Origin of the sequence: Hoylesella timonensis 4401737 = DSM 22865 = JCM 15640 (assembly GCF_000455445.1) — a bacterium.
GTDB lineage: Bacteria > Bacteroidota > Bacteroidia > Bacteroidales > Bacteroidaceae > Prevotella > Prevotella timonensis.
Window position 1 is genome coordinate 118,822 of the sequence record NZ_HG417090.1, and the last position, 20,459, is coordinate 139,280.

17 protein-coding genes are annotated in these 20,459 nt (G+C 42.9%); 14 read left to right on the plus strand and 3 right to left on the minus strand.

The genetic code is table 11. From position 1 onward, the window contains the following. Positions 1–671 precede the first annotated feature (671 nt). Positions 672–1,187 carry a hypothetical protein gene (locus BN35_RS00575; RefSeq protein ID WP_025072835.1) on the minus strand — a complete coding sequence of 172 codons (516 nt, stop codon included), beginning with the start codon at positions 1,185–1,187 and terminating at the stop codon, positions 672–674. A gap of 673 nt (positions 1,188–1,860) precedes the next feature. Here BN35_RS00575 and pheT point away from each other — a divergent pair. The 3 genes from pheT to BN35_RS00595 all read left to right on the plus strand — a co-directional run bounded on the left by pheT (position 1,861) and on the right by BN35_RS00595 (position 7,612). Continuing rightward, positions 1,861–4,323 carry a phenylalanine--tRNA ligase subunit beta gene (pheT, locus tag BN35_RS00585; protein ID WP_025072837.1) on the plus strand — a complete coding sequence of 821 codons (2,463 nt, stop codon included), beginning with the start codon at positions 1,861–1,863 and terminating at the stop codon, positions 4,321–4,323. Between the two features lie 119 nt (positions 4,324–4,442). Continuing rightward, positions 4,443–5,168, plus strand: coding sequence for a YebC/PmpR family DNA-binding transcriptional regulator (locus BN35_RS00590; RefSeq protein ID WP_025072838.1), 726 nt, complete (start codon positions 4,443–4,445; stop codon positions 5,166–5,168). Between the two features lie 197 nt (positions 5,169–5,365). Beyond that, a complete protein-coding gene (locus BN35_RS00595; protein ID WP_028901226.1) occupies positions 5,366–7,612 on the plus strand; it encodes a GH92 family glycosyl hydrolase in 2,247 nt (748 codons plus the stop codon). 220 nt (positions 7,613–7,832) lie between these two features. On the opposite strand, the gene BN35_RS00600 is transcribed toward BN35_RS00595, so the two are convergent. Both BN35_RS00600 and BN35_RS00605 read right to left on the minus strand, forming a co-directional pair. Then, complete coding sequence (locus tag BN35_RS00600) at positions 7,833–9,059, minus strand: clostripain-related cysteine peptidase (protein WP_025072839.1); 1,227 nt, start codon at positions 9,057–9,059, stop codon at positions 7,833–7,835. A gap of 4 nt (positions 9,060–9,063) precedes the next feature. Next, entirely contained in the window at positions 9,064–11,703 is a 2,640-nt protein-coding gene (locus BN35_RS00605; protein ID WP_028901227.1) for a valine--tRNA ligase, read from the minus strand. A gap of 100 nt (positions 11,704–11,803) precedes the next feature. On the opposite strand from BN35_RS00605, the gene mazG reads away from it, so the two are divergent. The 11 genes from mazG to BN35_RS00660 all read left to right on the plus strand — a co-directional run. Continuing rightward, on the plus strand, positions 11,804–12,667 hold the full coding sequence (gene mazG / locus BN35_RS00610; RefSeq protein ID WP_025072840.1) for a nucleoside triphosphate pyrophosphohydrolase: 864 nt from the start codon (positions 11,804–11,806) through the stop codon (positions 12,665–12,667). Positions 12,668–12,684: 17 nt separating this feature from the next. After that, entirely contained in the window at positions 12,685–13,263 is a 579-nt protein-coding gene (locus BN35_RS00615) for a lipocalin-like domain-containing protein (protein ID WP_081411465.1), read from the plus strand. 39 nt (positions 13,264–13,302) lie between these two features. After that, positions 13,303–14,220, plus strand: coding sequence for a ribonuclease Z (locus BN35_RS00620; protein WP_028901229.1), 918 nt, complete (start codon positions 13,303–13,305; stop codon positions 14,218–14,220). 90 nt (positions 14,221–14,310) lie between these two features. Beyond that, on the plus strand, positions 14,311–14,619 hold the full coding sequence (locus BN35_RS00625; protein WP_008122377.1) for a T9SS type A sorting domain-containing protein: 309 nt from the start codon (positions 14,311–14,313) through the stop codon (positions 14,617–14,619). 98 nt (positions 14,620–14,717) lie between these two features. After that, complete coding sequence (locus BN35_RS00630; RefSeq protein ID WP_051275202.1) at positions 14,718–16,193, plus strand: L,D-transpeptidase family protein; 1,476 nt, start codon at positions 14,718–14,720, stop codon at positions 16,191–16,193. Positions 16,194–16,198: 5 nt separating this feature from the next. After that, positions 16,199–16,750, plus strand: coding sequence for an RNA polymerase sigma factor (locus tag BN35_RS00635; protein WP_025072843.1), 552 nt, complete (start codon positions 16,199–16,201; stop codon positions 16,748–16,750). A 30-nt stretch (positions 16,751–16,780) separates the two neighbouring features. Next, on the plus strand, positions 16,781–17,164 hold the full coding sequence (locus BN35_RS00640) for a hypothetical protein (protein WP_025072844.1): 384 nt from the start codon (positions 16,781–16,783) through the stop codon (positions 17,162–17,164). Positions 17,165–17,176: 12 nt separating this feature from the next. Continuing rightward, positions 17,177–17,638 carry a hypothetical protein gene (locus BN35_RS00645; protein WP_025072845.1) on the plus strand — a complete coding sequence of 154 codons (462 nt, stop codon included), beginning with the start codon at positions 17,177–17,179 and terminating at the stop codon, positions 17,636–17,638. A 6-nt stretch (positions 17,639–17,644) separates the two neighbouring features. Continuing rightward, positions 17,645–18,376, plus strand: a complete 732-nt coding sequence (truA, locus tag BN35_RS00650; RefSeq protein WP_025072846.1) for a tRNA pseudouridine(38-40) synthase TruA — start codon at positions 17,645–17,647, stop codon at positions 18,374–18,376. Between the two features lie 2 nt (positions 18,377–18,378). Further along, the gene (locus BN35_RS00655; RefSeq protein ID WP_028901231.1) at positions 18,379–19,299 is read left to right on the plus strand and encodes an EamA family transporter; all 921 of its coding nucleotides are present in this window, start codon (positions 18,379–18,381) and stop codon (positions 19,297–19,299) included. A 158-nt stretch (positions 19,300–19,457) separates the two neighbouring features. Continuing rightward, a partial coding sequence (locus BN35_RS00660) for an acyltransferase family protein (protein ID WP_036909244.1) occupies positions 19,458–20,459 on the plus strand: 1,002 nt, incomplete at its 3' end.

The window sequence follows — 20,459 nt, forward strand, 5'->3', positions numbered from 1 at the left end:
ATAGAAACATATATTAGAGGTGTTATCTACATGCTTCAGCAGCCTTAAAGCATGCAAATAGCAGGCTTATCTCAATGGGTTAGTCGGCAAGAAAGGGTAAAATTAAGAATAAAAAACAGGTGTGTGAGCGTAATGTATTCAGTTTCAATCAATTATGAGCTATGCTTATTTTTCGCGTATTTGCGACCTACTTTGAAGTTGGTGATTTTCTTGCGAGTTTTGAGGGGCACTTTGTAAAGAAAATTCAGCATTTATTTTCGTTCCATACGGTGTGTTGCCAATAGTACAGCTTCAGTTTTCTGGCGGTCGTGCGTTGTTAGCATTTCGTGCTTCAATGCAAGAGCAATGAGCAACCGCTGTGTTCTTTTGTCTCAGAAATATGGAATAACAACGGAAAAGTTGACCAATCGTTCTTTGAGAGATTTGAACAGAATGGGCTCACTATCAATCGCTTCAGCGCTGATTGTGGGGTAAGGGGATATTGTAGGCAGAAGTGGGTGCTTCAAGTTCAAATTATCTTAAAATTCAGTAATGAGAGGACGTGTAAACGCAATAAGGACGTTGAAGGACTTAGGTGCGGATTTGAGGATTATCAATCTCCCAATCATTTACCAAGATTTAATTACATTCTGAATTGTAGAAGGAGTTGCGAGATTAAGGAATAAGTAAAATTATTTTAATTGATTATTTTCTTTCCATTTTCGAATGCGTTCAAAATCAATGATAAGTTGACTATGTTCTCTGTCTATCCATATATCAAGTCGAACAAGAAAAGAATAACGATCTAAAGATTTAGAATAGAATTCCACAAGCTGATTCTTGAAGTCATATTCTTTGATAAAGTGAAGAATATTCTCAAAAGGAACATATTTGGGTTTAACTTGGTACGTGGTGTCCACAAGCCCCCTACTGTTCACAACAAAACCAATTGTCACAGTATCAGACACATAAACAAGTTCATCAACAAGTTTCTCTATTATGAAGTGAGCCAGCAAACTTGTAAACTTTTTCTTCCTTTTATTATATTCTTCCCACTTCTCCTCTGGTGGAAACTCCAAACTGAATTGTGGTTTTCTTATTAAAGTATAATCTATAGAGTCACAAGGACGTATTATTTCATTTAGAACTTTTGAAAACGACGGGAAGGCCAAATAAATAAAGATGGCTACTAATATTATTCTTTTCATTCCTTAATTATTATTTTAGAATCCTAGGTGCAGTAATCGTACTTTCTTCCAGGAGATATGCATCTCCACTTTTTAACGGTGCTCCTCTTCTTATGCCATCCCACCCAATTGCATATGTTTGAATAACATTTTGAGATGGGTCGTCAGGGGAAAGAAAAGTATTTCTTGGATGCGTATGGTACATTTTAAGCACTTCATATTGTTCATTTAGTCCTAAATCTAAGAATGGCTTATAGGTATCTTTATATTTTTTTGCACTTATTCTATCCTTAATTCCGCAACACTATTATAAATTAAACTTTTTAAGTACCTGAGCAACAAAAAGTTGCTCAGGATTTTGCCATGTCAGAATTTTCACTTATCTTAGGGTTGCAAAAAAAACAAGAGAATCCGACGATAGACATGGCGAAGATACAAATTAAATCTGAGAGACTCACTCCTTTTTGGGGATTATTTTCAATCATGGAGCAATTTGACTCCACATTATCTGCAAATTCAGTAATGAGAGGACGTGTAAACGCAATAAGGACGTTCAAGGGCTTAGTTGCGGATTTGAGGATGAACTGCAGGCGTTTTTCTTTTGCCTTTATTTTTTAGAGTAACATTTGTCCAACTGCCGTTTTTTTAGTACTTTTGCAAAGTTTATAGTACACAAAAATAAATTCATATTATCATGAATGTTTCATATAAATGGCTCAAAGAGTACGTTGACTTCGATTTGACACCCCAAGAGGTGGCAGATGCACTCACATCATGCGGTCTTGAGGTAGATGCCTTGGAAGAAGTTCAATCCATTAAAGGCGGTTTGAAGGGGCTGTATGTTGGTAAAGTGCTTACCTGTGAAATGCACCCTAATTCCGATCACCTTCATATTACAACCGTAGATTTAGGAAAAGAGCAGCCTTCTCAGATTGTCTGTGGTGCGCCAAATGTTGCCGCAGGACAGAAAGTTATTGTTGCCGATGTAGGTTGCGTTTTATATAATGGTGAAGAATCATTCACTATCAAGAAAAGCAAACTTCGTGGTGTCGACTCATACGGCATGATTTGTGCAGAAGACGAGATAGGCGTAGGAGGTTCACACGATGGAATTATTGTCCTTCCTGAAGATGCACCAGTGGGTCAGCCCGCCGCAGAATATTATCATTTAGAAAGCGATTGGGTGATAGAAATTGATATCACGGCAAACCGTTCCGATGCGCTTTCTCACTATGGCGTGGCACGTGACTTGTATGCGTGGTTGAAACAAAATGGTTATACCACTAACTTGCATCGCCCTAATTGTGATGCCTTCCAGGTTGATAACGAGGATTTGCCCATTGATGTGCAAATAGAAAATACACAAGCCTGTAAACGCTATGCCTGTATTTCGCTGACGGATTGTGAGGTGAAAGACAGTCCAGAATGGCTGCAAGATAAGTTGCGGGTCATCGGATTGCGACCTGTCAACAACATTGTAGACATTACGAACTACATCATGATGGCGTATGGACAGCCGATGCATTGCTTTGATGCCGACATGGTGGAAGGCAAACGGATAGTAGTGCGCACACAACCCGAAGGAACAAAGTTTGAAACACTCGATGGCGAAGAACATACACTGGGTGAACACGATTTAAGTATTTGCAATGCGGAACATCCTATGTGTATTGCCGGTATCTTTGGCGGTAAAGGAAGTGGTACTTACAACAGCACGAGGAACGTGGTTTTAGAGAGTGCTTATTTCCATCCCACTTGGATTCGCAAGAGTGCACGTCGCCACGGACTAAGCACAGATGCCAGTTATCGTTTCGAACGTGGTATTGATCCTAATGGTGTCATCTACGCACTCAAACAGGCAGCGATACTTTGTCAACAGTTGGCTGGTAGTAAGGTGAGTATGCAGATAAAGGATGTATATCCTGAACCGATAGAAAATGCGAAAGTATCACTTTCATATAGCTATGTTAATGGACTGATTGGTAAAGAGATAGGACACGATACGATAAAAGAGATTGTGACAAATCTTGAAATGGAAATCCTTCAGGAAACAGCAGAAGGACTGGAATTGTCCATACCGACCTATCGTGTTGACGTGCAGCGTCCATGCGATGTGGTGGAGGATATCTTACGTATCTACGGATATAATAATGTGGAGATACCACAACAACTGAAGAGTTCGTTGACCATCTTAGGAGAAGAAGACGAGAAACAGCATTTGGAAAATCTGATTGGTGAACAATTGGTGGGTAGTGGCTTCCACGAAATCTTAAATAACTCACTGACAAAAGTAGCTTATTATCAAGATTTGAATCAGTATGCGGAGGAAACAACGGTGAAAGTAATGAATCCGTTGAGCAGTGATTTGGGTGTGATGCGGCAGACTTTGTTGTTTGGTGGCTTGGAAAGTATTGCGAGAAACGTAAACCGTAAAAACGCAAACTTACGACTTTTTGAGTTTGGTAATTGCTATCATTTCGATGCAGCTCGTTTGGATGCAGAGAATCCTATTAACGCCTACAAACAGGAAACACATTTAGGATTGTGGATTACTGGAAAGCGAGTGGAAGGTAGTTGGGCGCATACAGATGAAGATAGTTCGTTCTTTGAACTCAAAGCCTATGTAGAAAATATCTTTGCACGTTTGGGTGTGCCAGCTGGGCTGTGCATTTCGGAAAAGAGTGATAACAATATTTTCTCGGAAGGCTTGACGATGAAGAATCGTGGAGGAAAGCCTATGGTTGAGTTAGGCGTGGTATGTCCCCGATTATTAAAAACTGTGGGCGTCTCTGCGACGGTGTATTATGCCGATATCCACTGGTCTACGGTGATGAAAGCTATTCGCAAACAGAAGGTTGAGTTTAAGGAGTTGTCTAAATTCCCTGCTGTAAGTCGAGATTTGGCGTTGTTGTTAGACCAAGCAATTCCTTTCGAAAAGATTGAAGAGATTGCTTTTCAAACAGAAAAGAAACTGTTGAAGCGTGTGGAACTCTTTGATGTTTACGAAGGGAAGAACTTGCCAGAGGGTAAGAAGAGCTATGCGGTGAACTTTATTTTGCAAGATGAACAGAAAACCTTGAACGACAAACAGATTGATGCAATTATGCAGAAACTTATCAAAAACCTTACCACGAATTTAGGTGCAGAGTTGCGGTAAGGGGTTGTCGTGAAGTGATTGACGTTGAACTATAAATAATTCATTAATAATAACAACTCGTGACGTAGCAATACGTTCATGACCTCTTTAGGTGAAGAGGATTTTAATCAATAAATTCAATGGGAAGAGCATTTGAATATCGTAAAGCAACAAAACTGAAACGTTGGGGACACATGGCTCGTACATTTACGAAGATTGGTAAACAAATCGCCATTGCTGTGAAAGCAGGTGGACCAGAGCCAGAAAACAACCCTACACTGCGTGCCATCATTGCTAATGCTAAGCGTGAGAACATGCCTAAGGACAACATTGACCGTGCTATCAAAAATGCACTTGGTAAAGACCAGAGCGATTATAAGGAAGTAACTTATGAAGGCTATGGTCCACACGGAGTTGCCATTTTGGTGGACACGCTGACCGACAATACTACTCGAACCGTAGGTGACGTTCGTTCTGTATTCAACAAGTTTAATGGAAATTTGGGTACTACAGGTTCTTTGGCTTTCTTGTTTGATCATAAGTCTGTGTTTACTTTTAAGAAGAAAGAAAATCTCGATATGGATGAGTTAATCCTTGATCTCATCGATTACGGTGTCGAAGATGAATACGACGAGGACGAAGAAGCCAATGAGGTGACCATTTACGGCGCACCAACCAGCTTTGGTGATATCCAAAAGCATTTAGAGGAAGAAGGGTTTGAGGTGACTGGTGGAGAGTTTACTTACATTCCTAACGATTTGAAGAATGTGACACCAGAAGAACGTGAAACTCTTGACAAGATGATTGAGAAGTTGGAAGAGTTTGACGATGTTCAGACGGTGTACACCAATATGCAACCAGAATAAGCACTTGATGCGACGGTCATTCATCATTCGGAACATGGCGTCTTCAATGATGAATGGCTCGCTTGCATTTTCTTTAATAGTGCAATTCAAGTCATCTGCCTAAGCTAAGAAGTGAGCGAGGATGACGAACAGTACATTTGTACTTCTAATATCCTGAACTGTAATTATCCTAAATCTTAACCTTTTATTTTTTTTGTATGAAAAGAAGTCGTTGTTTTATCCTTTTGTTAAACTTACTGTTGGCAGCCTTGCCATTAAGTGCTAAAACAGATTATACCCAATTTGTAAATCCCTATATTGGTTCTGGAGGTCACGGCCATGTCTTTGTAGGAGCGAATGTACCCTTTAGTGCCGTTCAGTTAGGACCGATGAACATCTTTAAGGGTTGGGATTGGTGCTCGGGTTATCATTACAGTGATAGTGTTATTATCGGGTTTAGTCATAATCACTTGAGTGGTACAGGTTGTGATGATTTGGGCGACATCAGCTTGATGCCCTATTCAGGTGAGATGCGAACCAAACGAGGAGATGATCATCACCTTGAAGGAGCCGCTTCGTCGAAATTCTCCCACGACAATGAAGTTGTATCACCCGGTTATTATGCCGTAAAATTAGATAACGGTGTAAATGTAGAACTGACAACAACAGAGCGTGTGGGGGTGCATCGTTACAATTATACAAAGGCAGAAACCCCACGTGTATTGATAGATTTGTTCAATGGTATCGGAAACAAAACCTATGAAGCCTATATTCGCAAGATTGATGATACCACAGTTGAGGGATATCGTTTTGTCAATGGATGGGCACCCCAACACAAGGTTTTCTTTTATGCCAAGTTCAATCAACCCATCCAATCACTTGATGTGTTTCACTTGAATACACCTGCGGGTACCGATGAGTTGCAAGGACGTGATGTGAAAGCAGTTGCAACGTTCAAAGACGGAATGAAAGAACTCTTGGTAAAGGTAGCTATCTCGTCCGTGAGTTGCACCAATGCAAAGCTCAACTTAGAAAAGGAGATGACGGGATGGAACTTCGATGACGTTCATCAGGTAGCGATACAAAAGTGGAACGACGTGTTGTCACGAATAGAAATTGAAGGGACACCTCGACAAAAAATCATCTTCTATACAGCCATGTACCATGCCTTTATCGCACCTAATTTATATTGCGACGTCAACGGAGACTTTAGAGGCATAGACGACAAGGTATATAAAAATAATAAATTCAAGAATTACACGACGCTCTCGTTATGGGATACTTATCGTACTTTGCATCCTCTGTTTACAATCATAGCGAGAAAGGAAGTTCCTGATATGATTAACTCCATGCTGAGCATCTACGACCAAAATGGAAAGCTGCCTATATGGCCATTGTATTCAGGTGAAACGAATTGTATGCCAGGTTATAGTTCCGTGCCAGTGATTGCAGATGCTTACTTAAAAGGGATTGGCGGTTTCGATGCCAATAAAGCGTTAGACTATATGATATCCACGGCTACGAATCCAAAGCAAAACGGTGTGAAAGACTTTATGCACTATGGATATATTCCAGCCGATGCTGTTAAGGAGGCAACTTCAATTCAATTAGAATATGCAGCAGACGATATGGGTATTGCACTCATGGCAAAGAAGATGGGACGAATGGATGTTTATCATACCTTCTTGAAGCGTGCTTTGTCGTATCAAACAATTTTTGATTCAAAAATAAATAAGATTCATCCAAAGATGAAAGATGGCTCATGGTACGAACCTTACGACCCATTTTTAGCGAACGAAAGAGATGGGGTAGGAGATTTCTGTGAGGGAAATGGCTGGCAATATACCTTTATGGTGCCACAAGATCCCGATGGGCTGATTAAGGCGCATGGTGGAGATGCCGCTTTTGTGAAGAATCTTGATGAGTTGTTTGTTGCCGAAGGCGATCTTGGAGAAGGAGCTCCACCTGATGTGTCTGGTATGGTGGGACAGTATGCACATGGTAACGAACCCAATCATCATACACCATATTTATATGTCTATGCAGGACAACCGTATAAGACAGCAGAAAAGGTGAGAATGCTCCAAAATAAGTTCTATACCGATGAGCCAGATGGATACTGTGGTAACGAAGATTGTGGGCAAATGTCAGCTTGGCATATCATGTCAGCGTTAGGATTTTATCAAGTAAATCCATCTAATGGCATTTTTGTTTTTGGTAGCCCGTTGTTTAAGAAGGCAACGATTCATCTGCCTGGGGGTAAGACATTTGTGATCACTGCACCCAACAATAACGACAAAAATGTATATATCAAGTCGGCTCAATTAAACGGTAGGAACTTGAAGACCTCTTACATTACTTACAATGACGTGATGAAAGGAGGAGTACTTAACTTCCAAATGAGCAATCGCCCCAATAAGAGTTTTGGAAAAGCAAAGCAGCATAGACCTGTGAGTGCGAAATAATCCGAGAGAGTGCGTTATAATTCGGGGCTGCTAAATAAGTATCAATCATTTGTGTTTATTTAGTAGCCCCGATTTTATTGCAAGATTTCCCTTCGTATTTTGTACTCATCCGCAATGCTGATAAACTGGTATTGCGGATGTATTGTATAAGAAGTAAACCATTCCAATCAAACAAATCTAACTTTGGTTGTGGCTTACTCGTCTCACGAAACAATGTTCTTTAATGCGTAGCTTTCCACCACGCAGTATTTTGTATGCCACGTAATGGCGCAACATGAATGGTGGGATCTGAAATGGTTAATCCGCTAAAGGTTTTCACAGGGATATATTTGGGACCTTCAAACGGATAAATGTATGAATAAATCGTGTCCGTATGACTTTGATGGCGTACCGCTTTCGTGAGTTGTTGGTTAAAACGTTCACGAAGGTTCTTGTTCTTACAAAGCCACTTCACGTAATCGCCCATATCGAAGAATATACCTGCCTTAAAGCCATCGAGTACTTGCACACTGTCTCGCAACGAGTCGTCCAACGAATATTTCGCATTGATGTCCTTCATCACTGCAGCTAAGGCTTCTACCTCTCGGCAGTCGATAGCGGCAATTGTGCCAGACGGCACTCGGTAATTGGAGTAGAAGTCATGAAACTTCTTCACTATAGCGCCATAATTGGGAGTGGGCGATGCCAAACTGCTCCACATATCCGCATACGGCATGCCAACAGCCATAACCTCACTGGTAGAGCCAACAAGGAAATTAGTCACGTCTTTGAGCATATAGGCTGTTTCAACATTTGCCATGTAGCAATCGTCAAACAGAATGTATTGCATCTTTGTGCCCGTTTGTGCGATTCCTTTTGCCAAGGTCTCTATATCTGTGGCATAATTAAGGATGTCGTCCACACTTCCAAAGAATCGGGTCTGCTCCCAATACGTGGGTTGCTGACGAGTGGAAAAGGCATACCGTTTTGCATTGTAGGGGTAGTCTTTCCAATTTTCTTTATACGTCCAACCTGTGCCGTGGCAGCCAATGATGAGTGCATAGTTGAGAGCTTCAGCCGCTGCTTTCGTGTCATTGATGATTTGGGCAATACCCTCAGCCGTAGTATATGCTTTTCCCGAATAGGTTTTGATAGGGGTGTGCGTTATTTGTTTGTTGACATAACCAACCTCGTAGAGTTCTGATTCGGTGGGCGATTTGCTAAGAAATACCACTAAGCGTGAGTTCTTGAGTCCTTTCTGGGCTTTGACACCCGATTCGATGCTGTCTAAATTTTGTAGGAAAAAGTTGTACAGTCCTTTGTGTTGCGCACTTCCCGACCATGGCATATAGACTAATATGGTTTGTTTGTTATAGTCGTTGATGTCAATAGTATCGTCATCCTTACACGATGTAATCGTTAAGGTACAGAGTAGGACGAGCCATAAAAAGAACTGTTTACGCATCATTCGGTTATTTCTTTTTTTTAAGTTCTGCCATCGAAACTTTCAGTGCTGCGATTTTCTCTTCCGTATCACTTTGTTTTTTGCGCTCCAATGCCACCACAGCTTCAGGCGCATTGGCTACAAATTTACTGTTGCTGAGTTTTTTCTGAATACCAGCTAAGAAGCCTTCCAAATGTTTGAGTTGGTCTTCATGCTTCTTTAACTCGGCTTCCACATCAATCAAATTCCCGATAGGAACGGCAAATTCGTTAGTTCCAATCATGAATTGTGCCACGTCAGCAGGTTTGTCAGTCATGGTTTGTATGGCTGACAAATGAGCCATTTTAATGATGATGTCATTAAAGGTGGCAAATGGGTTGTCACCAATAGCTACCAATTCCAATGTTTCTTTGGGTGAGATGTTCTTTTGATTTCTAATCATGCGAACCCCACTCACAATCTGTTTGACAACTTCTATCTCTTCTGTCAGTGATTTTTCATCGTCCGTAGGCGTAGGAATGTCAAGCTGTTGGGTCATGATAGACTCGCCTTCCTTTCGCTCATACAAGTGTTGCCACAATTCTTCCGTGATAAATGGCATGAAAGGATGTAGCATTTTTAAGAGGATGTCAAAGAAGTTCAATGTCTGCTGATACGTCTTCGTGTCGATAGGTGTTCCGTACGCAGGCTTAATCATCTCGAGATACCAGCTTGAGAACTCGTCCCAAAAGAGCCTGTAGACAACCATTAGTGCCTCGGAGATGCGATATTTCGAGAAGAGGTCGTTCACTTCTTCGTTTGTGGTGCGCAACTTAGCCTCGAACCAAGCTGTTGCCAACTTGCTGGTTTGTGATTGTTCGGTATCTGTAACCTCCCAACCTTTTACTAATCGGAATGCATTCCAAATCTTGTTGTTAAAGTTACGACCTTGTTCACACAAGCTTTCATCGAAGAGAATGTCGTTGCCTGCTGGTGCACTGAGCATCATACCCATGCGTACGCCATCGGCACCGTACTTATCAATGAGTGCAATAGGGTCGGGCGAGTTACCCAAGCTCTTGCTCATCTTCCTACCCAACTTGTCGCGCACAATACCCGTAAAGTACACATGTCTGAAAGGCATCTGCCCTTTGTACTCGTATCCAGCCATAATCATGCGTGCCACCCAGAAGAAAATAATATCAGGTCCAGTGATGAGGTCGGCTGTGGGGTAGTAGTATTGAATTTCTTTATTATCAGGATTGTTAATGCCGTCAAAGAGAGAAATAGGCCATAGCCATGATGAAAACCATGTGTCAAGACAATCACTATCTTGTTCGATGTCGTTCATGGTGAGTGCGCTGTCCTTCTGTTGTGCCAGTTTGAGAGCTGCCTCTGCCGTTTCTGCCACCACAACTTCTTGCTTGCCGTTGATTGTAAAGTAATAAGCAGGAATGCGATGTCCCCACCACAGCTGTCTACTGATACACCAATCTTTAATGTTTTCGAGCCAGTGACGATAGGTATTTTTATACTTCGAGGGATAAAACTGAATATCGTCGTCCATAACAGGCTGCAAGGCAAGGTCGGCAAAGTGTTGCATTTTCAGAAACCACTGTGTGGACAACTTTGGCTCAATGGGCACATGGGTGCGCTCGGAGTATCCAACTTTGTTGTTGTAGTCCTCCACTTTTTCCATCAATCCCGCTTTTTCCAAATCTTTTGCAATTTGCTTGCGCACGTCCATACGATCCATGCCCACGTACATTCCTGCTTCTTCAGAAATTGTACCATTATCGTTAAAGATATCGATGGTTTGTAGTCCGTGTTTCAGACCCAATGCATGGTCGTTAATATCATGTGCTGGCGTTACCTTTAAGCATCCCGTACCAAACTCAATATCCACATAGTCGTCCTCGATAACAGGAATTTCTCGTCCCACTAATGGTACGATAACGTGTTTTCCTTTGAGCCAAGCATTCTTAGGATCATTGGGGTTGATGCACATAGCCGTATCGCCCATAATCGTTTCGGGACGTGTCGTAGCGACGATAGCAAACTTATCAGGGTCTTCAACTACATGATAGCGAAGATAATAAAGCTTGGAGTGCTCGTCTTGATAGATAACTTCTTCATCGCTCAAGGCTGTTTGTGCCTGCGGGTCCCAATTCACCATGCGTACTCCACGGTAGATAAGACCTTTGTTGTAGAGGTCGCAAAACACTTTGATAACGCTTTCCGAACGCTTCTCGTCCATCGTGAATGCGGTGCGATCCCAATCACAGGAAGCACCTAAGCGACGCAGCTGCTTCAAAATAATGCCGCCATGTTCGTGCGTCCAGTCCCAAGCATGTTTCAAAAACTCGTCTCTCGAAAGATCTGTTTTCTTGATTCCCTGTTCTGCCAATCGTGCTACAACCTTTGCTTCGGTAGCTATCGAGGCATGATCAGTGCCGGGAACCCAGCAGGCATTCTTGCCTTCCATGCGTGCTCTGCGCACTAAAATATCTTGAATGGTATTGTTAAGCATGTGTCCCATGTGCAGCACACCTGTGACATTGGGGGGAGGTATGACCACCGTATAGGCTTCACGCCCATCAGGTTTTGAACTAAATAATTTGTTGTTGAGCCAATATTCATACCATTTAGATTCCACATCTTGTGGATTATACTTGCTTGCCAATTCCATTTTATCGTTTTCTACTTTAATAATAAATTCTTATAAAACATTGCAAAATTACGAAATTTCAATTGAAAATGATTACTTTTGCAATAATAAAAATTCAGCCATGCACTCAAGAGAAGAAAAAATAGCGGCTTTTGGTAGGCTTCTTGACGTACAAGAACGCCTGAGAAAGGAATGTCCTTGGGACAGAAAACAAACCTACCACAGCTTAAGACCGCACACAATAGAAGAGGTTTACGAGCTTTGTGATGCTATCTTGAAAGAAGACAAGGTCAATATCTGTAAAGAACTTGGCGATGTGTTGGAGCATGTCATCTTTTACGCTATCCTTGGAGATGAGACAGGGGCTTATGATATTGCGGATGTATGCGATAAGGAAGCTCGTAAATTAATGTTTCGTCATCCATTTATCGATTGGACTGGTTGGGAAGGAGACCCCAAGAAAGAAGTCTTAGACGCACAAGCAGGGGTGAACGAAACCACTGCCAAACCGCAGACGGAGCAACAGGTAGAAAAAACGTGGGAGCAAATTAAGCAAAAAGAAAAAGATGGAAACAAGAGTGTGTTGGCAGGTGTGCCAGAGGCTTTGCCATCTCTCATTAAGGCTTATCGCATTCAAGATAAGGCACGAAACGTTGGATTTGACTGGAAAAAGCGAGAAGACGTTTGGAAGAAAGTGCGTGAAGAACTGAGTGAGCTGGAAGAAGAATTAGCGAAAGACGATGCCGAGCATGCTACGAAGGAGTTGGGAGATTTTCTTTTCTCGGTCATCAATGCTGCTCGTTTGTATCATCTTAATCCTGAAAACGCACTGGAGCTGACCAATCAAAAATTTATTCGACGCTTTAATCATATCGAAGCCCAAACCATAAAATCGGGAAAGCAACTCAAAGACTTGACACTCGCAGAGATGGATGAGCTTTGGGAAGAGGCTAAGCGTATGGAAAAAGAATCTGAAAACAACTAAAAATACAAAATATAATAATGATGAAAAATACGTTGAAAATATTTGCGGCAATGCTCATGACAGTCAGCTTGTCTGTTGGATGCGTGGATAAAAAAGGTTCTGCATCCTCTTCGGACACGGTATCACAAGATGAAGAGGCATCTACAGACTCAACCATATATGGCGTTTGCGGCGACGGAACCGCCATGCACACCTTGCAGGTGATATCAGATGCTGGCGATACGGTGGATTATATGATTAACACCGATGGAGAGTTGGTCTCTGATATTCAAGGAGGTAGAATGGTAGGTGACCGCATGGCGGTCATTGGAGCGAAAGTGAATCAAGAATTAGTTGCGAAGAAAGTAATCAATCTGACAACGCTTTTAGGGAGATGGGTAAGTTTGGACAAGAACTTTGAAATTCGTGAAGGTGGCATTGTCGAGTCTTTCGTGAAAGCCGAATCGCATCCGTGGACGAAGTGGAAAATCCTCAATGGCGCCTTACTGTTAAACACCGATACCTTTGAAGTAAAAACTTTGGGGGCAGATAGTTTGTTGCTTGAGAACAAAAATGGTATTTTTGTCTACAAGCGTCAACGAGTCAAGCAGCAGTAGAAGGCTTTTGACTCTTTCTTTTGCGTTTAGATTCATCTATTGGAACCTTTTAGAATTCATATTTTAGGATGTGGAAGTGCCATGCCAACGCTGCGACACCATCCGTCCTCACAGGTTGTTGAAATCCGTGAGAAGTTGTTCATGGTCGATTGTGGTGAAGGAACGCAAGTGCAACTCCGTCGTGCGAAAATCAAATTTACCAAGCTTCAAGCCGTCTTTATCACCCACTTACATGGCGATCATTGCCTTGGTTTGATTGGTATGCTTTCCACTTTTGGGATGTTGGGGCGCACTGCACCGCTCCATATCTATGCTCCGCAAGCGTTAGAAGCTTTGTTGCAAACACAGATTGCCGTGTTCTGTCCGGGCTTGGAATACGAGGTAAAGTTTCATGCAGTAGAAACCACCCAACATCAGGTGATTTATGAAGACCGAAGTCTGACTGTTGAATCCATTCCTTTAGCGCATCGCCTCCCTTGCTGTGGCTTTTTGTTTAGGGAGAAACCTGTGTTGCCTCATATCCGAAGAGAGATGATTGACTTCTATGAAATCCCTGTTTCCCAAATTAATAACATCAAAAACGGAGCCGACTGGACTACACCAGAAGGGGAGATTGTGAGCAATCATCGCCTTACTTACCCTGCTGCACCGCCCCGTAGTTACGCCTATTGCAGTGATACACGTTATCTTCCTCACTTGCACCAATTGGTTCAAGGAGTGGATACGCTGTACCATGAGGCTACTTATGACCAGGAAAACGAAAGCCGAGCTGAAATGTTTGCACACAGTACGGCAGCCCAAGCCGCCATGGTGGCGCGCGATGCTAAGGTTGGAAAATTACTATTGGGGCATTACAGTGCCAGATATGACGACGAGTCGGTGCTACTTCAAGAGGCAAAGAATATCTTTCAAAACTCATTCTTAACCGATGAAGGACTGGTCTTCGATGTTAAATAGAGTTAAACGGGCAATAAATTTTAATTCGTGCTTTTTGGTTTTCAATAAATTGCGTATCTTTGTTACATTGAACACAAAGAACATATATCAATGATACATAAGATACTATCCATTACCTTTGCTTTTGCGCTGCTCATTGGCAGTCCAATCACGATGCAAGCGTCGGAAGGTTTCGAGGCTATTGAAAATGAATTTCAGAATGTTTCTATTTCAGTTTCGGAGTCTGTACTACATATCAGTGGTGCAAATGGGCAAGTATTACAGATATATAATGTGGCAGGCGTTTGTCTGATGCGTGTGAAGATTGATAGTCAGGACAAGCGTTACGAACTGAATTATCCAAAAGGTTGCTACATTATCAAGGTGGGCAAAACGGTAAGAAAGATATCTATTAGATAGCGCAAGCGTTGAAATTTGCTTTTCATTACTTTCTGTTCTTTATTCTTCTTTTTCAGTTGTGTTCATGTCGGAATAAAGTTCAGAATCCTAATCAGAACTTGGAATTAAGTAGTTTTTCGTCTCTTCGGAATGCTGCTTATGTTATTCATCCCCGAAAAGTTCGGGCAGAACTTCTCAAGACGTTACAAGAAGATAGAGACTCTATGCAAGCCGACTATCGTGCTCGTAACTATTATTTGCAGGGGGGGCGGTTACTTTGGATTGACCGCAATGGAGTTGATCAGCGTGCCGATACGCTGTTGGCGTATTTGCGTGAGATGAAAGCGGTAGGATTTTCGCCCAATAAGTTTTGTGTCGCCTCGATTACGGCAGACTTAAACCGACTGCGAGCTTTGCAATTTGATAAAAGTCAGCATTCCATTCATCAGGTGTTGGGACGCTTAGAATATCATCTAACCAAAGCCTTTTTCCGTTATGCCACGGGACAGCAGTTTGGTTTTACCAACCCTTATGTGCTTTTTAACAAGCTTGATGTGAAAGAGGGAGATTCACTCAACGTGAGTTATTATCGGCTCTTCGATATTCCGATGGCACGACCCACTAAAAACTATTGGAAGAATCTGTGTAAACAAACTCATCCAGACAGTTTGACGAATTTTATTCACCATATCCAGCCCACTAATCCTTTATACCAAGTATTCAAAAATTATCTTGCGCAGGAGGGTCGTTCCACTAACAGTGTGAAGACGCTCTGCAACTTGGAGCGGACACGGTGGCGACTGAAAGATAATCCATTTGCACAAGATAAATATGTCATGGTGAACGTTCCTGCCATGGAGTTGCTGGCTATCGACCATGAACAGGTCATGAGAATGCGCGTTGGCGTGGGAACGAACACCACCAAGACACCCTTGTTGAGCAGTAGGATTATGCGGATGGATGTTAATCCGCAATGGGTCATGCCCAAGAGTATTATTGACAAAAGTGTGGCACGCCATGCAGGCGACTCTGCTTATTTTGAGAATCATCGGTATTTTATACGAAACAGAGAGACAGGAAACAGGGTAGACCCTCGACAAGTCACGAGTGAAATGCTTCGGAGCGGTCAATACTTCGTCATTCAAGAAGGCGGAAAAGGCAACGCCATGGGGCGCATCGTGTTCCGTTTCAAAAATAACTTTGCCGTTTATCTGCACGATACCTCCTCGCGCGGAGTCTTTGAACAGTCGAATCGTGGCGTGTCACATGGATGTGTGCGTGTCGAAAAACCTTTCGAACTGGCGGTATTTTTATTAAAAGATAAGGATGAAGAACTCATTGAAAAGATGCGCTACTCCATGCAAGCCGATATTCATTCGCATTATCAAAAGAAACTAACGGCGACTTCCAACCTACCCAATGACACCTTGCAAGAATCTAAGTTAATCAATTCTGTGCGTGTTCAACCAGCAGTGCCACTGTACATCACTTATTATACCCTGTACCCCAACGAGCAGCACGGTATGCGGGAATATCAGGATATTTACGGTTTTGACGCTGTGATTTACAAACAATTAAAAAACTACCTGCGATAGTTTCTATGAACGAACGGTGGGACGATCATACTATCGGTAGGGCATTGGCAGACCCAAAGCTGCGGGAACAAGCCTTTACACAAATGGTTCGGCAATACAGCGAACCCCTCTATTGGCGCATCAGGCGGATGGTTTTCTACCATGCGGATGCAGATGACATTCTTCAAAACACCTTCTTAAAAGCGTGGAAGCATGTTGCGCAATTTCAAAATAAGTCGAAAGTTTTCACGTGGTTATACCGAATTGCAATCAATGAGGCACTTGATTTTCTTCGAAAACAAAAGAAAACGCTTACCATTCCTGTGGAAGATGTCTCCTCGTTGGCTCAAATGATGCTTGCAGATGAATACTTTGATGGTGATGAGGCAGAGGCTATCCTCCACGCAGCGATTGCAACACTGCCCGAAGTGCAACGCATGGTCTTTACGCTTCGTTACTTTGAGGAGATGAAATATGCGGAGATGAGCGAGCTTTTAGGTACCAGTGAAGGAGCTTTGAAAGCCAGTTATCACTTGGCAGTGAAGAAAATAAGTGCGTTCATTCAAACAAGCAATTAAACTTTTATACTTTTGTTTCGTCATAAAGATATGAAGATAAATAGGGAAGAAGACAAACAGCACATCGAGCGTTGCTTTAAGCAAACAAACTCGTTCAAAGTTCCGGAAGGATATTTTGAACGAGTGGTTGACGATATTTTGGTGTCTTTGCCTCGTCAAGAACAACAAGTTATGCCTGCTCGTCATGCTCGTTTTTATCCGCTACACACTCGTTGGTTGGTAGCGGGCTGTGTGTTGGCTGCATTATTGTCCGTTACACTTTATTTTCATCACACGACAATTCCTTCTTCTTCCAAGCAGTCGGAACCTATGTCTACATACACTGGGATATATACCTCTGAAACTTTGGAAGAAGCCGCATTCATCAGTTTGATGGATGATGAGGACTTATATTCTTTATTTGAAGACGATTAACAACAAGCGACCATGAAACAAATTTATTTATTTCTTCTTTTATTCGTAGGTGTTAGCGCTTTTGCCACTGGTACAGAATTGGACGAACAGTCTCTTCGCTCCCGTCGAGGTGATTTTCAGGCACGTATGGAGCAGTTCATCACTACCGAAGCGGGGCTAACTCCTCAAGAGTCTGAAGTTTTCTTTCCGCTTTTTCGCGAGATGAAGAAGCAGCAGATGACCTATTTTCTCGAGCAACGTCGACTGCGACATATCGATATCAATGACAGCAAAGCTTGTGAAGAGGCTGTCTTGAAACGTGCTGCCAATGAGGTGAAGATTAAAGAGATACAGCAAACTTACTATCAAAAGTTTTTGAAAGTACTCCCTGCCAACAAGGTGTTTCGTATTGTCAAGGCAGAAAAGAAGTTTCATCGCCAACTCATGCAGCGACATGCACTTAAATATTTCAAAAAGCGAAACGACAAGCGATAAATAACTATGCAGCGGTACTTTATCTATTTCAGTTACGACGGTACTTCGTACCACGGTTGGCAACAGCAACCCAACAGTCATTCTGTTCAGGCAGAATTGCAAAAAGCACTGTCAACCATATTGAGAGAGCCCATTGTTGTTGTGGGTGCTGGGCGCACAGATACTGGCGTGCATGCGCGAAAAATGGTGGCACACTTTGATTTAGAGACTGTTATTGATGGTGAACAACTTGCCTACAAACTGAACAGACTCTTGCCACGAGATATTTCGGTGGCAGGTGTGAAGCCTGTTCAGGCAGATATGCACGCAAGGTTTAGTGCCAAATGGCGAACATATCACTATTATGTACACAATCAAAAAAATCCTTTTTTGCGCCATTACTCCTGTCAACTTCCTTTTCAGCTTGATTATGCACTGATGAATCAGGCAGCTAATCATTTATTGAGCGTGACCGACTTTGGCGCTTTCTGTAAGACACACACCGATGTCAAGACCACGCTTTGCGAGGTGGTGCGTGCAGAATGGGTACAAACAGGAGAAGATAGCTGGTACTTTGTGATTAAAGCCAATCGCTTTCTTCGTAATATGGTGCGTGCTGTTGTCGGTACGTTGATTGAAGTGGGGCGGCATCGAATGACTCTTGAGCAGTTTGATGCTGTGATTCGGAGCGGTAATCGTAGCAATGCAGGCGAGAGCATGCCTGCTCATGCGTTGTTCTTAGAGGAGATAGAATATTAAAGATGTGGTTGATTTTGGCTTTTCTCTCGGCTTTTCTGCTGGGATTTTATGATGTATTTAAGAAAGTTTCTTTATCAGATAATGCAGTGATTCCTGTGTTGTTTCTGAACACGCTTTTCTCATCACTCCTCTTTTTACCTTTTATTATTTTATCTCATTCAACAACTTATTTGGACAACACCATTTTCCATGTATCTACCGCAGGGTGGGAAGCGCATAAGTTTATCGTACTCAAGAGTTTCATTGTGTTAGGGTCGTGGGTTTGTGGCTATTTTGCCATGAAGCATCTCCCTCTTACCATTGTGGGTCCTATCAACGCTACACGTCCCGTCATGGTTTTAGTGGGCGCCATGTTGGTGTTTGGCGAAACGCTCAATCTCTATCAATGGGTGGGTGTGCTATTGGCAATTACGTCGTTCTTCCTTTTGAGTAGAACAGGAAAAAAGGAGGGAATTGACTTTAAGCATAATCTCTGGATTGTTTTCTTGGTCATCTCTGCCATCTTGGGAGCTGTGAGTGGACTGTATGATAAATTTCTGATGATGCCTCGCAGTGCTGGTGGATTAGGACTTAATCAAATGATGGTTCAGAGCTGGTACAACGTATATCAATGCGGATTGATGGGAGTCATGTTGATGTTGTTATGGTTGCCCACCCGAAACCGAACCACCACGTTTCAATGGCGGTGGACAATTCTCGGCATTAGTATCTTCCTTTGTATGGCAGACTTTGTATATTTTTATGCGCTCAGTCAGCCCGCAGCCTTGATAGCTATTGTCTCTATGGTGCGAAGAGGCAGTGTTATCGTGAGTTTTCTCTTTGGCATCTTCCTTTTTCAAGAAAAGAATATCAAGGGTAAGGCAATTGACTTGTTGTTAGTCTTGTTGGGTTTGATTTTCTTATATATCGGTAGTCGAGTATAGCACAAATTACAACAAAACTGTCAAGTAAAATTTACCTCCTACCCGATTTTTGTTTAATAAAGTTTTACCGGACAGCAATAATTACGATATACACTTACCAAATTGCAAATTATTAGTAATTTAGCGGCTCGTAAAATAGCATAATAAAAAATGTAATAATGCGAGTACACAACTCCAAACCCCACTACGCCCTGCTCGACGGCCTGCGCGGTGTAGCTGCTCTGCTCGTCGTATGGTATCACGTGTTCGAAGGCTTCCAATTCGCCGGCAACAAGCCCGTCATCGACTTTATCAACCACGGCTATCTCGCTGTTGACTTCTTCTTCATCCTCTCAGGCTTCGTAGTGGGCTACGCCTACGACAGCCGTTGGGGCAAGACGCTAACCACGAGCGGATTCTTCCGTCGCCGTCTGATACGCCTGCAACCGATGGTGTGCATGGGCGCACTCATCGGTGCCGTGTCTTTTCTACTTACTGGCATGGAGCGTTGGGACGGCTCGCACGCCACTCTCTGGCTCACATTTCTTGCCTTCGTATGTGGCTGTTTGATGCTGCCGGCACTGCCTGGTATGCCACGCGAGGTGCGCGGCAACGGTGAGATGTTTCCGCTCAACGGACCGTGCTGGTCGCTCTTCTTCGAGTATATCGGCAACATCGTGTATGCGCTCCTCATACGCCGCCTTTCCACACGCTTGCTCTCCCTGCTGACGGTCGTTTTGTGCTGCGCCCTGACGTGGTTCGCCGTCACCAATCAGTCGGGCTCTGGGTCTATCGGTGTGGGTTGGACTGTAGACAGCATGAATATGCTCGGCGGATCGCTGCGCATGATTTGCCCGTTCACCGCGGGTGCGCTGCTTTCGCGCGTATTCAAGCCTTTCAATAACGTGCGTGGTGCGTTTTGGATTAGTGCTTTCGTGCTACTCACACTCTTCCACGTACCTTATATAGATAGAAGTTATTCGCTCGGCGGCATCTTTGGTACGCTTAGTCTGAATGGTGTGTTCGAAAGCGTATGCATCGTCGCAATCTTCCCCTTGATAGTGTGGCTTGCCGCATCAGGTAAGACAACAGATGCCGCTTCCACACGCATCTGCCGCTTTTTGGGCGACATATCCTACCCGCTCTACATCGTCCACTACCCACTGATGTACGCCTTTTAT

Excerpts from the sequence above, each read along its gene's own strand:
- BN35_RS00575 (WP_025072835.1), bottom strand. The coding sequence starts at position 1,187 with ATGAAAAGAATAATATTAGTAGCCATCTTTATTTATTTGGCCTTCCCG.
- pheT (WP_025072837.1), top strand. The coding sequence starts at position 1,861 with ATGAATGTTTCATATAAATGGCTCAAAGAGTACGTTGACTTCGATTTG.
- BN35_RS00590 (WP_025072838.1), top strand. The coding sequence starts at position 4,443 with ATGGGAAGAGCATTTGAATATCGTAAAGCAACAAAACTGAAACGTTGG.
- BN35_RS00595 (WP_028901226.1), top strand. The coding sequence starts at position 5,366 with ATGAAAAGAAGTCGTTGTTTTATCCTTTTGTTAAACTTACTGTTGGCA.
- BN35_RS00600 (WP_025072839.1), bottom strand. The coding sequence starts at position 9,059 with ATGATGCGTAAACAGTTCTTTTTATGGCTCGTCCTACTCTGTACCTTA.
- BN35_RS00605 (WP_028901227.1), bottom strand. The coding sequence starts at position 11,703 with ATGGAATTGGCAAGCAAGTATAATCCACAAGATGTGGAATCTAAATGG.
- mazG (WP_025072840.1), top strand. The coding sequence starts at position 11,804 with ATGCACTCAAGAGAAGAAAAAATAGCGGCTTTTGGTAGGCTTCTTGAC.
- BN35_RS00615 (WP_081411465.1), top strand. The coding sequence starts at position 12,685 with ATGATGAAAAATACGTTGAAAATATTTGCGGCAATGCTCATGACAGTC.
- BN35_RS00625 (WP_008122377.1), top strand. The coding sequence starts at position 14,311 with ATGATACATAAGATACTATCCATTACCTTTGCTTTTGCGCTGCTCATT.
- BN35_RS00635 (WP_025072843.1), top strand. The coding sequence starts at position 16,199 with ATGAACGAACGGTGGGACGATCATACTATCGGTAGGGCATTGGCAGAC.
- BN35_RS00640 (WP_025072844.1), top strand. The coding sequence starts at position 16,781 with ATGAAGATAAATAGGGAAGAAGACAAACAGCACATCGAGCGTTGCTTT.
- BN35_RS00645 (WP_025072845.1), top strand. The coding sequence starts at position 17,177 with ATGAAACAAATTTATTTATTTCTTCTTTTATTCGTAGGTGTTAGCGCT.
- truA (WP_025072846.1), top strand. The coding sequence starts at position 17,645 with ATGCAGCGGTACTTTATCTATTTCAGTTACGACGGTACTTCGTACCAC.
- BN35_RS00655 (WP_028901231.1), top strand. The coding sequence starts at position 18,379 with ATGTGGTTGATTTTGGCTTTTCTCTCGGCTTTTCTGCTGGGATTTTAT.